At 62.7% G+C, this 14,239-nt stretch carries 9 protein-coding genes and 1 tRNA gene; 5 read left to right on the top strand and 5 right to left on the bottom strand.

Annotated features, from left to right (window positions below; all coding sequences use genetic code 11):
• Positions 1-72 precede the first annotated feature (72 nt).
• Together BMZ70_RS00310 and BMZ70_RS00305 are read left to right on the top strand one after the other, a co-directional pair.
• Positions 73-330, top strand: a complete 258-nt coding sequence (locus BMZ70_RS00310; protein WP_092268596.1) for a hypothetical protein — start codon at positions 73-75, stop codon at positions 328-330.
• Positions 331-414: 84 nt separating this feature from the next.
• The gene (locus BMZ70_RS00305; RefSeq protein ID WP_092268595.1) at positions 415-2,532 is read left to right on the top strand and encodes a TonB-dependent receptor plug domain-containing protein; all 2,118 of its coding nucleotides are present in this window, start codon (positions 415-417) and stop codon (positions 2,530-2,532) included.
• A gap of 9 nt (positions 2,533-2,541) precedes the next feature.
• Here BMZ70_RS00305 and BMZ70_RS00300 read toward each other — a convergent pair whose 3' ends face one another.
• Both BMZ70_RS00300 and BMZ70_RS00295 read right to left on the bottom strand, forming a co-directional pair.
• Positions 2,542-5,304: a TonB-dependent receptor gene (locus BMZ70_RS00300; RefSeq protein WP_092268593.1), complete on the bottom strand. Its 2,763-nt coding sequence runs from the start codon at positions 5,302-5,304 to the stop codon at positions 2,542-2,544.
• Between the two features lie 203 nt (positions 5,305-5,507).
• The gene (locus BMZ70_RS00295; RefSeq protein WP_092268592.1) at positions 5,508-6,662 is read right to left on the bottom strand and encodes an acyltransferase family protein; all 1,155 of its coding nucleotides are present in this window, start codon (positions 6,660-6,662) and stop codon (positions 5,508-5,510) included.
• 150 nt (positions 6,663-6,812) lie between these two features.
• Here BMZ70_RS00295 and BMZ70_RS00290 point away from each other — a divergent pair.
• Positions 6,813-6,888, top strand: a tRNA-Lys gene (locus BMZ70_RS00290).
• Positions 6,889-6,933: 45 nt separating this feature from the next.
• Here the strand turns inward: BMZ70_RS00290 and BMZ70_RS00285 are convergent.
• Positions 6,934-8,916, bottom strand: a complete 1,983-nt coding sequence (locus BMZ70_RS00285) for a helicase-related protein (protein WP_092268590.1) — start codon at positions 8,914-8,916, stop codon at positions 6,934-6,936.
• A gap of 42 nt (positions 8,917-8,958) precedes the next feature.
• Here BMZ70_RS00285 and BMZ70_RS00280 point away from each other — a divergent pair, with 42 nt between their 5' ends.
• Positions 8,959-9,555: an IMPACT family protein gene (locus BMZ70_RS00280; protein WP_092268588.1), complete on the top strand. Its 597-nt coding sequence runs from the start codon at positions 8,959-8,961 to the stop codon at positions 9,553-9,555.
• A gap of 61 nt (positions 9,556-9,616) precedes the next feature.
• Here BMZ70_RS00280 and BMZ70_RS00275 read toward each other — a convergent pair whose 3' ends face one another.
• Positions 9,617-10,792 carry a DUF418 domain-containing protein gene (locus tag BMZ70_RS00275; protein ID WP_092268586.1) on the bottom strand — a complete coding sequence of 392 codons (1,176 nt, stop codon included), beginning with the start codon at positions 10,790-10,792 and terminating at the stop codon, positions 9,617-9,619.
• Positions 10,793-11,032: 240 nt separating this feature from the next.
• Here BMZ70_RS00275 and BMZ70_RS00270 point away from each other — a divergent pair, with 240 nt between their 5' ends.
• On the top strand, positions 11,033-12,694 hold the full coding sequence (locus BMZ70_RS00270; protein ID WP_092268584.1) for a methyl-accepting chemotaxis protein: 1,662 nt from the start codon (positions 11,033-11,035) through the stop codon (positions 12,692-12,694).
• Here the strand turns inward: BMZ70_RS00270 and BMZ70_RS29150 are convergent.
• Entirely contained in the window at positions 12,691-14,232 is a 1,542-nt protein-coding gene (locus BMZ70_RS29150) for a methyl-accepting chemotaxis protein (protein WP_092268582.1), read from the bottom strand. The two genes, BMZ70_RS00270 and BMZ70_RS29150, sit on opposite strands and share 4 nt — an antisense overlap.
• Positions 14,233-14,239: the final 7 nt, after the last annotated feature.

The raw sequence follows: 14,239 nt of genomic DNA, 5'->3' as shown, positions 1-14,239 counted from the left end.
GATAAAATCCTGCAATAGCCAACCTCCGCGTTGGCTATTCTGTTTTTCGCTCATCCCATAGAAAGCCCCACCATGACTTACGAAGAATTCCTCGACGAGATCGCCACCCTGCTGACCGAAATGTACGACCTGTCCGACGAGGCGGCAATCAAGCTGGTGGTGGACGCGCAAGCCAACGACTATTTCGTCACCCACGACGACACGGAAGAATTGCGCACCTTCGCCCAAGCCAAGCTGGAAGCCGCCGCAATCTACCAGACCAAGCAGAACAAGAACGAGACCCAGCGCAAGCAACAGCAACGCCAGGTGCAAAAGAAGAAGGCCCCGTAATCCTGATGCACTTTGACAACAGCGGATTGTGACGCTGTCGTTGCCAGTGTATTGTGGAGTCATTGATGTAGTTTAACTTTCGTAATGACTCCGACCTTTTCCCTGTCCCGCAAGCCGGGTTGGCTGGCCGCCCTGGCGCTGCTGGCCTGCTACCCGCTCTCCGTTTCCGCTTACCTACCCGAAGACGAGGATACGGCCCTGTACGGCATGGATCATTCCGCCATCAGCCTGGCGACCGGCTCCAGCCTGTCGCTGCGGCGCGCGCCGGCGGTGGCGTCGGTGGTCACGGCCGAGGATATCGCCGTCATGGGGGCGACCGACCTCGACCATGTGCTGGAATCGGTGGCCGGCATCCACGTCACGCGCGCGGCGCCGATGTATGCGCCCAACTATGTGATACGCGGCATCGGCGGTGGCGGCCCCACCAATCCGCAGGTGCTGGTGCTGCTCAACGGCCTGCGCCTGAATACCGATTACAACGGCGACAAGGGCAATATGTGGGCCAGCATGCCGCTGACCGCGATCGCCCGCATCGAGATTATCCGCGGCCCCGGCTCGGCCCTGTATGGCGCCGACGCGTACGCCGGCGTCATCAATATCATCACCAAGACAGCGGAGCAGATGCCCGGGCTGCGCTTGGGCGTACGGGCCGGCTCATTCAGCACCCGCGAAGCCTGGCTCGAATATGGCCACAAGCAAGGCGACCTGGCGCTGGCCAGCTATCTGCAAGCCGGCCGCACCGACGGCGCCGGCAGCATGCTCGAGGCCGACGCGCAAAGCCTCAATGACCGCCGCTTCGGCACCCACGTCAGCAAAGCACCGGGGCCGATGAACACCGGCTACAACGCGTTCGACGGCGGCTTCGACCTGGCTTACCAGCGCTGGCGCTGGCGCAGCAACCTGAAATGGCGCGGCAACGTCGGCACCGGCCCCGGCGTCAACTCCGCGCTCGATCCCGATCACAAGGCGCGCAGCGCTTCGGCCCTGAGCGAGCTGTCATGGCAGGCGCCCGATATTTCCGAGGCCTGGAGCCTTGGCGCCGCCTTGAGCTATCAGTTTTTCACCGAGCAGACCCCCGACGGTCTGGCGCTGTTCCCGGCTGGCGCGCGCATCGGCCCCAACCTGTTCCCGGATGGCATGATAGGCGGCCCCAACCGCTGGGAGCGCAATCTGCGCGCCTCGGTCTACGCCAACTACAGCGGCTGGCGCGGCCATGCACTGCGCGTCGGCGCCGGGCATGATGACCTCGACCTGTACCAGGTCAGCACGCTGAAGAATTTCCTGCTGAGCCCGGCCGGCGTGCCGATTCCCACCGGCGCGGTGATCGACTACAGCGCCATCCAGCCGCACATCCGGCCGCAGCGCCGCAAGATCAACTACGTCTACCTGCAGGACGAATGGCAGTTCGCGCCGGACTGGGCGCTGACGGCCGGCGTGCGCCATGACGATTACTCCGACTTCGGCGGCACCACCAATCCCCGCCTGGCGCTGGTCTGGGATGCCGACCTGGACGTCACGGTCAAGCTGCTGCGCGGCCACGCCTTCCGCTCGCCCAGCTTTAACGAACAGACCGGCATCAATCCGGTCAACATGGGCAATCCGCTGATTCGTCCGGAAACCATCCGCACCACCGAAGCGGCGCTGGCCTGGCAGGCGCGGCCCGACCTGGCCGTCAACCTGAGCCTGTACCGTTATGCGATGAGCGACTTGATCCGCTCGGTGGCCAATACCGCGCCGGCGCCCGGCGCCAGCTACCAGAACAGCGGCAGCGTCGATGGCCAAGGCGGCGAACTGGAACTGCGCTGGGAGCTGCGCCAGAACCTGCGCTGGCACGCCAATTACGCGCGCCAGCATGCGCATGATCCGGCCACAGGCAAAGATCCCGGCTACGCGCCGCGCCATCATGCCTACACCCGGCTGGACTGGCGCTTCCAGCCTGGCTGGCAGTTCGGGCCGCAGCTGAACTGGGTAGCCGGCCGGCGCCGCGCGCCCGGCGATGCACGGACACCGATTGCCAACTACCGCACCGTGGATGCCGTCCTCAGCCGCCAGCTGCCGCAGGGCTGGTCCGTCTCCGCCACCGTGCGCAACCTGTTCGATGCCGACGCGCGCGAGCCGAGCGCAGCGCCGGGACTGGCGCTGCCGTTCGACATCCCGGTGTCGCCGCGCGCCGTGGCGCTACAGCTTAGCGTCAAGCTGTAGGCGCGCAGCTTAGAACGCCGCCCGCAAGCCGATGCTGACGCGGCGGCCGACATCTTCCAGCGTCAGGAACTGGCTTTCGTTCAGCGCATACTCGTGCGTGCGCGCATTGGTCAGGTTGATGGCGTCGGCGTAGATCGCCAGCTTCGGCGTCAGGTTGTAGCGCAGGCTGGCGTCGGTCTGGCCGTAGGCAGCGCGGTTGCGCGGCTGGGTGCTGCCGCCGCCGCAATCGATCGAGAAGTGATTGCGCCAGTTGTAGCTGACCCGCGCCTGGAACTTGTCGTTCTCATAGAACACCGAACCGTTGTACGACTGCGGCGACAAGCCCGGATAACCGCAGGCCGGGGTGCTGTTGTCTTCGCGGCTGGCAGTGGCATCGACGTAGGTGTAGTTGGCGGTCACGCCAAAGCCGCGCAGCCAGGCGACCGAGGTATCGAACGCGTACTGGCCGGCGATTTCCACGCCCTTGATCTTGCCCTTCTGTCCGTTACGCACGCGGCTGTCATGCACCACCTCGGTGTACTGCGGGATTTTCATGTCCACCAGGCGGGTTTCCAGGAAGTCGCGTACGTTTTTCTGGAACACGGCCGCGCTGACGTAGTTGGTTTTCGACAGATACCATTCCCACGACAGGTCGTAGTTGTTGGACTTCATCGGCTTCAGGTAGGGATTGCCGCCGCCGGTCTGTACGTCGCCGTAGCGGCCGCCGTACCAGTTGTCCACGCCCATCTGGCTCAGGGTCGGACGGGTCTCGGTCTTGGAAGCGGCCAGGCGCAGCAGCATGTCGCGCGTCAGGTCGAACTTGACGTTGGCGGACGGCAAATAGCTGTTGTAGCTGTTGTCCACCGTGGTCACCGAGCTCGGGCCGTAGTTCAGGATGTAGGTGGTGTCGTTCGGGCTCTTGGTGGCCGACAGCAGCACGCGGCTGATGCCGGTCGAACTCGATTGCACGTGCACCGCGCGCACGCCGGCGTTGGCCGACCAGCCCTCGCCTTCCCATTTACTGTCGAGGAAGATGCTGGCGACTTTTTCCTTCACCGCCCACATCGATGGCAGCGTGTAATCGATCGCCATCGGGCCGTTCGGATACTTGGTGGTGTTGAGGTACAGGGCCGGATCGTTCGACTGCGCCAGCACCGAAGGCTGGTTCAGGTAGTTCATGTAACTATAGGGATTGAAGCTCAGGTAGGCGTTCGGCATCTGCACGCCGCCGCCGAGGAAGTTGTCGATCGGCGTGACGGTGAACAGCGAGGACGGCAGCGCCAGGTGGTAGCCGCTGAACGCATTCCATGCATCGTTTTTCCACTCGGTCCGGTCAACCTTGCGCTGCGAATAAGCGACGCCGGTATCGAGGCCCTTGAAGTAGCCGATGTCCTGCGACCACGTCAGGTTCAGGCGCCCTTCGTTGAGCTTGTCGTGATTGCGGATGTCGCCATTCGACACTGCGTGCGCGCGCACGGCGGACGGATCGGCGATGCCGTCGCCAAACAGCAGGCCCGGCGTGCCGTTGAAGGTCAGCACGTCGCCGTTCTTCGGCACCATGCCTGCCACCACCCACATATCCGGCGTGCCGGAGGTGGTGCGCGAGGTCGAGATATCGCCTTCCAGCTTCCAGTCCGGCGACAGCGCCCATTTCGAGTTCAGGCCGAACGCGCGCGTGGTCGAAAGCCGGTCGCCGCCCTTGACGATCATGTCGTTGGAATTGGCTTCGCCCAGCAGCGTGCCGGGGCCGGCGATGGCGGGATTGTTGGCGTAGAAAATCGAGCCCGGACGCAGGAAGCTGGTGATCTGGTTATTGCCGTCATATTTCACGCCCAGCTGCACTGGATTGTTCCAGTCGCTGAAGGCGATCACGTCATTGCGCTGGTCAAGGTGAGAATACAGGGCGTCGGCAGTCAGCTTCCAGGTGGGGCTCGGGTTGTACTGCATCGTCAGGTTGCCGACCAGGCGCTTGCGGCGCTCGTTCTCCTGCTGGTAGCCAAAGCTCTGCGGGATGTAAAGTTTTTTGGTGGTGACGTCGGCCATCGTCAGGCCCTTGGAATTCAGGTCGCCGTTAATCATGGAGACGTCGCGCAAATTCCAGGCGTCGGTGATGGCCTTGTTCTGCTTGGAGGCGCGGTCGGTGTAGGACAGCGAGGCCGTCACGCCGAAGTCACGCGCCTCATTGGCAAACGAATACATGCCGCTGATGTTGGGGGTTTTCTTTTCCGAATTCGAATCGTAGGCCTCGGACACATTCACGACCGAGGTGTGGCCGGTCTTGCCCGACAGCGGGCGCGCGGTCTGGATATCCACGGTGGAACCGATACCGCCCTCGGGCAAAAAAGCTTGCGAGGTCTTGTACACCAATGCCTTGGAAATCAGGTCGGACGACAGCAGGTCGAAGGAAAACTCACGGCCGCCGGTGTCGCTGGTCATGGTGCGGCCATTGACCAGCACGTTGTTGAACTCCGGCCCCAGGCCGCGCACCGAGATATAGCGGCCCTCACCGTTGTTGCGCTGGATCTGCACGCCGGTCACGCGCTGCAGCGATTCAGCGATATTCGTGTCCGGGAATTTGCCGGCGTCTTCGGCCGACACCGCGTCGACCACGCCGTCCTGCAAGCGCTTGGTGTTGAGCGAAGAACTCAGCGAGGCGCGTATGCCGCTGACCACCACGGTGGATGCGGGATCGACTTCGCTGGGGGTTTGGGCGTGGGCGCCAGCCATGAGAACAAGGTCGGCAATGAGGGCGGCTAATACGGTCTTGCGGAGGGTGGTTCGCGTCGTTTGCATGTTGTCTCCAGTGTATTTTTTAGATGTGACATCGTTTTCGACTGCTAGGTGCATCAACTACATGAATCAATATTACGCCTCACTCAACAATGGCAATCTATTACTTATTTACGAAAAAGCATCTCGATTTGGTATGGCTGGCGCGCACGGCCAATAAAAAAGCCAGCAATTGCTGGCTTTTTTTGTGTCGACAGGAAGTAGCGCTAGCGCAACGATACGCCGCTCATGCGCGCCGGCAGCGTCTGGACTGTGCCGGCCTGCGTGGTGATGGCCTGCATCAGGCGGCCCAGCGGTTCTTCCACCCAGCGGTGGAACACGGCGCCGGCAGCCAGGCTGAAGCCCCACGCCACCAGCATGCCGAAGGCCTGCAGCTCCGGCTCCGGTTCGACGAAGCGCGTGAACGCCGCGTTCACCAGCAGGCACACCGGGAAGTGGATCAGGAATACCGAGTACGAAATCTTGCCCATGCCGTGGATCGCGCTCCAAGCGCGGCCATCGCCGGCGGTCTTGATGCGGCCGAACAGGAACAGCAGGCAAGCCACGCCGGCCGCCAGCGCGATGCGGCTGCGGAATTCCAGCGCCAGCCCAACCACGGCCGGCAGCAGCGCCATCATCATCAACAGCACGGCGACGCCAGGCTTGCGGCGCGGCTCGCTGGCCCACCACGCCATCAGGCCCAGGCCGTAGCTGCCGAAGAAGTACGGCGCCCAATTGTCCCAGTCCGAATCCAGATTGAAGTACAGCAGCGACAGCGTGATGCCGAACGCGGCCGCCAGCGGCATCAGCCACGCCAGCGGGCGCTTGCCCTCGACGATGCCGCCCACCCACAGCGCGGCCACCAGCAGCGCGTACAGCTGGAAATCGATGGCGACGTACCACGCGCCGGCCGAGATCGACGGATAGCCGAGCACGCCATGCAGCAGCAAGGCGTGGGCGCCCAGTTGCGCCAGCGTGGCCGGCGGGGAAATCGAATCATGGCTCATCCAGCGCGCCGCCAGCGCCGAGGCGACCACGGCAATCAGAGTGGCGGCCAGGAAGGCCGGCGCCAGCTTGGTGTAGCGGCGCCAGATGGCGCGCAGCGGATCGGCGTAGCCCGCGTGGCCGGACGGCGCCAGCGACTTGGCCGCGAGGAAACCGCCCACTACGAGGAACACTTGCACGGCGATGCGCGCACTGCCGCTCAGCCAGTCGATCAGCGACGGGAACCAGGCGCGCGCGTGATCGGCCATCGGGCCGTAAAACGCCAGATGGTGCAACACGATCAACTGGGCAGCGACCGCCTTCAACAGATTAATCAGACCAAATTGCGACGGGGCCGGCTTACCCGCACCATGCGTCGCACTTGCAACTACTTTCATTAAAATTCCTAACTGAGCAATTTCCTGTCGCCAAACCCACAGTTGTTAGCGGCAGGGCGATATGATAGCCGAGGTTGCCCCTCAAGTGGCGCACGTATGCAAACTACCCTCTTGAATTTTCCGGGACGGGCCGTTACAATGCTGGCCCTTGGGTCGTTAGCTCAGCTGGTAGAGCAGCGGACTTTTAATCCGTTGGTCGCAGGTTCGAATCCCGCACGGCCTACCAAGCTTCATCAAAAACGCCAACCTTCACCGGTTGGCGTTTTTGTTTTTAGCGGCGGAATTTGCGCGGTTGGCGTTTGCGGGCGGCGGAGTTCTGGTCTTGCAGGATGGCGTCCACCCGCTCCGACGCTTCGCGCGAAAGGCGCTGCGCCAGTTCGGTGTCCGGGAAGTATTCGGGCTGGCGGTAGGCCAGCCAGGCGTAGGCCGAGTAAAGGCGGCAGGCGTCTTCCACTTCCTGCAGGTTCAGGTAGTGCAGCGGGCGGTCATTCGGCCGCAGCTCGGTGATTTTCTTGTGTGCCAGCGCTTTGGCCCAGCTTTCCCACGCATTCTGCAGCGACGGCACCTTGGACGAGATCGGCACCAGCGATAGCGCAAACTTTTCCGCCACCGTCAATTCCAGCGTGTCGAGCCAGGCCGCGCGCTCGAACTGATCTTCGGTGATGCGCGGGTAGAAGAAGCCGTCCGGCACGTCGATGTTGTGCACGAAACGCTTGAGCAACTTGGCCAGCGCCTGCTCGTGCGTGACCGAGGAGATGCGGTGCAAATGCTCGAGCGTGGGCGCCACCGCGAAGCCGGTGGTTTTCAGCGGCACCGGTTTCTCGCGCAGCAGCGAGCGCATCACGTTGTGGGTCTCGTTGTCGTAGCCGGCCACCAGGCCTTCCTCGTGCACGCCGTAGCGCCCTGCCCGGCCGGCGATCTGGCGCGCCAGCGCGGCCGGAATCTCTTCCTCTTCATAGCCGTTGTACTTGACGCTGGTGGTCATCACCACCCGCGCGATCGGCATGTTCAGGCCCATCGCGATGGCGTCGGTGCCCACCACCACGTCGGCGGCGCCGTCGCGGAAGCGCTGGGCCTGGGCGCGCCGCACTTCCGGCGACAGGTTGCCGTAAACGGTGGCCACCGACAGCCCGATCTCGGTCACCATGTCGCGCCACATCAGCACTTCGCGGCGCGAGAAGCAGATCACGGCGTCGCCACGGCGCAGGTTGCTCAGTTTGCGCACGGCGGTCGGCTCCATCGAAAGCGGGCCCTTGCGCTTGAGCAGGTGCACTTCCAGTTCGCAGTCGAGACGCGCGGCCAGCACTTCGATCGCGCGCCGCGCTTCCGGGGCCCCGACCAGATACACCACCTTGGCCGGCGCGCCGCACACGGCGGCGGTCCAGGCGGCGCCACGGTCGCGGTCGGCGAGCATCTGGATCTCGTCGATCACGGCCACATCGACCGGGGTGTGCGTATCCAGCATTTCCACCGTGCTGGCCACGTGGGTCGCGCCCGGCGCCAGCCGGCGCTCTTCGCCGGTGACCAGGCTGACCTTGAGCGGCTTGCCATGCTGTTGCATTTCCTGCAAGCGCTCGTAGTTTTCCAGCGCTAGCAGACGCAGCGGCGCGAGATAGACGCCGCTCGGCGCCTTGCCCAGCGCTTCCATCGCCTGATGGGTCTTGCCGGAATTGGTCGGTCCCAGCACAGCAATAAACTTGCGCTTCATCCGCCGCGCCACCTCGAACGAGGCCGGGTACTCGGCCAGATTGATGCTCTGGCGCGTGCGTTCGGCGTGCTGTTCCTCCATGTCGCGCTCGACCGCGTGCTCCAGGCGCTGGCGGATGCGATCAAATACCTGCCCGGCCGGCTCGGAAATCTGCATGTCGCTGAGCGCGTTGAGGAAGGGCTCGGCGTCCATATCGCAATCGTCGCAGGCGTCGGCCAACTCCTGCACGAAGGCGCTGACGTGCTGGTGCAGTTCGTCGATCACCGCCTGGCTGGCACGCTCGCGCAGCAGGCTGGCGCGGGTGTCCATGTCCATCTTGCGCCACTTGGAGGGCTTGGCCAGCACGCCTTGCGTCGGCACCAGGTCGTAAGGCACGCGGCGGCCGGCGTAATCGACCACGCCGGTAATGCGCAAAAATACCCGGCCTTCCAGGCGGGACAGCGAAACGCCCTGCTCCGCCAGGCCGAGATGATGCACTAATTGATCGTCTTCTCCGTTATCGAAGTCGGCGTCGGAGGCTGGGGCGGAGGGGGAATAGGCTTTCATGGCTTGATTATATAATGACGCACCTCCCAACGTACCGCCATCATGCCGCAAACCATCGATACTGCAGTTCACCATGAATTGCTGATTAAAAAAAGCCGTTTTATCGCCTGCGTCCAGCCAATGGCGGATCGTGCCAGTGCGCAGAAAATCGTTGCTGAATTATGGGAGCAGCACCCAGGCGCCGCTCACGTTTGCTGGGCATTATTAGCGGGCGGCCAATCAGCGGCGGTAGACGACGGCGAACCTAGCGGCACCGCCGGCCGTCCCATGCTCGATGTTTTACGCCATCAGGATTTAGAAGGCGTACTGGCCACGGTGGTTCGGTATTTTGGCGGCGTTAAATTAGGCGCAGGCGGTCTAGTGCGCGCTTATACCGATAGCGTGGCGCAGGCTTTATTAAAAGCCGAGAAAATCGCGATTATCAAACAGCGCTTTCTCATTTGCAGCGCGCCTTATGCGATGGAAGGGTTGGTACGGCGAGAAATTGAAATGGCCGGCGCCGCCCTGAATAATGTGCAGCACGCAGATAATGTGCAGTTTGAATTCAACCTGGCCGATAGCGCGGCTGAAGCGCTGATCACCCGCCTGAATGAATCCGGCCACGGCCGCATTCTCTGGATTACTCCCGACGACGAATAAAAAGCAACGGCCGGCATCGCGGCCGGCCGCCCTTCACATGCTGATTTTTGGTGTAATCAAGCTAATTTTTAGCACGCACCAACGGCGTGGCGCGCAACCAGGTCAGTTTATGCCACAAGGTTTCAAGCGGTCCCTGCGAATGCCGGGCCAGCCACCACACGCTGAACTGGCGTTGCAGCAAGGCCAGCACCACGCCGATCGCCAGCGCCACGCTCGGCCCGGAATATTTATACATGCCGAGACCAAAGCCATAATAAATCGAGGTACCGACAACCGACTGCACCACGTAGCTGGTTAAACTCATGCGGCCCAGCGGCGAGAAAAATTCCAGCCAGCGATGAGAATAAAACAGCAAGCAGAAACTCGACACCAATACCAGCATGAATGCCATATTCGACCATGTCATGACAATCGTCTGTAATGGGCGGCCAACTGCCTGTCCAATACTCCATGCTTCCGGCCAGGTTTTCAGAACATATAACGGAATAAATGCCAGCCCGGCGCAAATCAATGTCTTGCGCCAGAATGCGTGATTACCTTCCTTGAATACGCCTTTGCGGCCAGCCAGCATGCCCAGCATAAATAAAGCGGGAATCTGGAATATCCGACCATTTTCCCAGCTCCAGCGAATCACGCCGATTTTGCCATTGGTGAGATTGCCCCACCAAACCTGCGTGGCCGAACCGTCAGCGAAATATTTATTGGCGATGCCGAAATAAGCCCACGAAGCCGGATCGCCCAGTTTGCGATTCGGATCCGGCAAAGCCTGGATAACCTCAATCCACGCATACGGCTGCAGCAATAACACGACCGCGATCGCCAATACCCAGCGGCTGCTTAAACGCGCCACCGGAATCAGGGACAATCCCAGCACTGCGTAAATACTCAGGATATCGCCGTGATAAAACATGGAATTGAGCATGCCAAAACCCAGCAGCAACACCAGCCGCCAGGCAAAACGGGCTCGGAAATCTTCGCCGCGCACTTCCCGGTTGTGGTACTGGATGTAGAAAGTCATGCCAAACAAGAAGGCAAAGATCAGGTACGACTTGCCGCCAAACAAGAAGAACAGGCTGTCCCAGATGATCTTGTCGACCGCCACCAGCCAGGCCGGCAAGCCGGCGGGCAGGAAATAAAAGTCAAAGTGCTCGATGTTGTGCAGCAGCATGATCGACACGATGGCAAAGCCACGTAGCGCATCGATCACGTCCAGCCGGGAAGTATTTGTTGTCGTCATGGGTCTCCACCAATTCCTGGGCAAAAGTGAACAGAAAGCCAAGTGTAATGGAATCGATACCATGTCACACTTTCAAATTTATGATTTTTATTGCCTTGCGGGAATCATCCGTGTATATTGGTGACAATTCACCGCAGTTCTGATCGCCAAATTCCCGCGATCGCCCTCTTTCTCAATGGCCTTATTCCCGCCAACGTTCCGCCCGGAACGCGAGTCAACCTCGACAAACGGAATATCATCATGAAACTCAACAACCTCAAAGTAGGCGTCCGTCTGGGACTGGGCTTTGGCGCAGTGTTGCTGATGCTGGCGATCACCATCGCCCTGAGCATCTACAGCCAGGCCGAGCTGGCTGACAACACCAACGAAATCGTGACCGTCACGTATCCGAAGGTGCAGCAGGCGCAGCAGATCATGAACCACAACAACAAGATCGCCCGCTCGCTGCGCAACGCGCTGCTGATCCGCGACGACGCCAAGGCCGCCAGGGAACTGGCCACCATCATGGAAAAGCGCAAGGAAAACGATGCGTCCATGAAAAAGCTGGATGAAATGGTCCAGTCCGGCAAAGGGCAGGAATTGTTCAACGCGGTGCAAGCCGCGCGCACGCCGTTCAACGCGTCGCTGGACGAGGTGATGCGCCTGCGCCGCGAGGGCGACATCGACGGCGCCGTCAATGAAATGCTGGGCAAGATGCGCGCCCTGCAACTGGCCTACATGGACGCCATCGACGCCCTGATCGCGCACCAGAGCGAAAACATGGAGCGGGCCCGCGCCGAGGCCGAGGCCACCTACCACCAATCGCGCAACGTGGCGCTCGGGCTCGGCATGCTGTCCATCGCGCTGGGTGCGGTGCTGGCCTGGCTGATTTCACGCCAGTTGTTGTCGCAGCTGGGCGGCGAGCCGGGCGAGGTGGCCGCCATTGCGCGCCAGATTGCCGGCGGCGACCTGGCAGCGCCGATTGCGCTGCGCCAAGGCGACCAGCGCAGCCTGCTGTTTGCCATCCAGGGCATGCGCGACAGCCTGGCCGAGATCGTTGGGCAGGTACGCAGCGGCGCCGATTCCATCGTCACGGCGGCAACTGAAATCGCTTCCGGCAATATGGACCTGTCCTCGCGCACCGAGCAGCAGGCCGGTTCGCTGGAAGAGACTGCCTCCTCGATGGAAGAACTGACCGCGACCGTCAAGCAAAACACCGAGAACACGCGCCAGGCCAACACGCTGGCGCAGAACGCCTCGCAGATCGCGGTCGAGGGCGGCGCGGTGGTGGCCAATGTGGTGGAGACGATGGAGGCGATCAACGAGTCGGCCAAGAAAATCGTGGACATCATCGGCGTCATCGACGGCATCGCGTTCCAGACCAACATCCTGGCGCTGAACGCAGCGGTGGAAGCGGCGCGCGCCGGCGAACAAGGCCGTGGTTTCGCGGTGGTGGCAACCGAAGTGCGCACGCTGGCGCAGCGTTCGGCCGAGGCAGCCAAGGAGATCAAAAAACTGATCGATGATTCGGTCGGCAAGGTCGGCGCAGGCACCCAGCTGGTGGGCGAAGCCGGCGCCACGATGGAGCGCATTGTGGCGGCCGTGCAGTCGGTCACCGCCATCATGAGCGAGATCAGCACCGCCAACCACGAACAGGAAGCCGGTATCGAACAGATCAACCACGCGATTGCCGAGATGGACACCGTGACGCAGCAGAACGCCGCGCTGGTGGAAGAAGCGGCCGCCGCAGCGGAAGCCCAGCAGGATCAGGCGCAGCATCTGGTGCAGCTGGTGGGCGTGTTCAAGCTGGCATCCGGTCCGGCCCACGCCGGCGCCCACAACGCCAGCATGACCAGCCAGCGCAAGAAACCGCAGCTGTCGCTGGTCGCCGCGCGCGGCAATCACCGCCTGGCCGCTGCCTAAGCCAGCCGGAACACCTTGACCGCTTCCGCCAGCCGCGCGGCCTGTTCCTGCAGGGCGCCGGCGGCGGCAGCGGCTTCCTCCACCAGCGCGGCATTCTGCTGGGTGGCGCTGTCGATGGTGACGATGGCCTGGTTCATCTGGTCGATGCCCAGTTCCTGCTCGCGGCTGGCCGAGGCGATTTCGCCGACGATGGCGGTCACGCGCTGGATGCCGGTGACGATTTCCGCCATCGTCCCGCCGGCCTGATCGACCAGCGCGCTGCCCTCGCCCACCTGCGTCGCCGACGCTTCAATCAGCTGCCGCACTTCCTTGGCGGCCGCATCGGCGCGCTGCGCCAGCACCCGCACTTCCGACGCCACCACGGCAAAGCCGCGCCCCTGCTCGCCGGCACGGGCCGCCTCCACCGCCGCATTCAGCGCCAGGATATTGGTCTGGAACGCGATCCCTTCAATCACCGCAATGATGTCGACCACCTTTTGCGACGAGCTGTGGATGGCGCCCATCGTCTCCACCACCTGCGCCATCACGGCGCCGCCGCGCGTGGCCACTTGCGCGGCCGAGGACGCCAGCTGGTTGGCCTCGCCCGCATTGCTGGAATTCTGCCGCACCGCCGAGGTCATTTCCTCCATCGAGGACGCCGTCTCTTCCAGCGAGCTGGCTTGCGCCTCGGTGCGCGCGGACAGGTCCATATTGCCGGTGGCGATCTCGCCCGAGGCCATCGCAATCGCGTCGGTGCCGCTGCGCACTTCGCTGACGATGCGGTGCAGGCTGTCGTTCATGTCGCGCAAGGCGCGCTTGAGCTGGCCGGTTTCGGTGACGTCGTCGCCGGCCACCGTCAGTGGCACCGACAAATCGCCCTGGGCCACGCGCGCAGCAAAGCCGACCGCCTCTTCCAGCGGCCGCAGGATGGCGCGCGACATCAACTGCCCCACCACCAGCGACACCACCACTGCCAGCAGCCCGAAACCGATGATGTGGATGCGCGACTTGACCACCGCCTCGTCGCCGACTTCCTTGGTGGCTTCCGAGTCATGTTCGATCAGGTCGCTCAGCGCGGCCATGCTTTTTTCCAGCACGCGGAAGCTGTCCATGAAGTCGGCGAACCTGGCCTGCGCCGCCGGTGGATCGCGCAGCGACAGCTCGACCATTTGCTCGGCGCTTTTCAGGTAGCGGTCCACGTCCGGCCGCACCTTGTCGATCGCCTGCTTGACCTCGCCCTCGGCGCCGGCGGCGTCCATCTCCTTGATCAGCTTGCGGAACAGCGCGATGTGTTCGGCCGTATCGTCGCGCACCTGCTTGAGCTCGGCCGGATCGTTTTTCTCGGCCGCCAGGCGCGCGGCCAGCACATCGGCACGCAGCGCGTCGTGGGCCTGGTCGGCCTGCAGCTGGTCCTTCATGGCCGCGCTGTTGCCGCTGATCGCATCCATCGACACATCGAGCACATGCACCGCGTAGTAGCCCACCAGCCCCACCAGACTGACGAACAGCAAGGTCGCCAGGTTCATCATCAACAAGCGCTGCCGGATGGTGAGTCGCATGGCGTCT

The sequence above is a fragment of the Duganella sp. CF402 genome, from assembly GCF_900109645.1.
In the GTDB taxonomy this organism is placed as follows: domain Bacteria; phylum Pseudomonadota; class Gammaproteobacteria; order Burkholderiales; family Burkholderiaceae_D; genus Rugamonas.
Note: the sequence above shows the minus strand (reverse complement) of the source record. Positions and strands in the feature narration are given on the sequence as shown.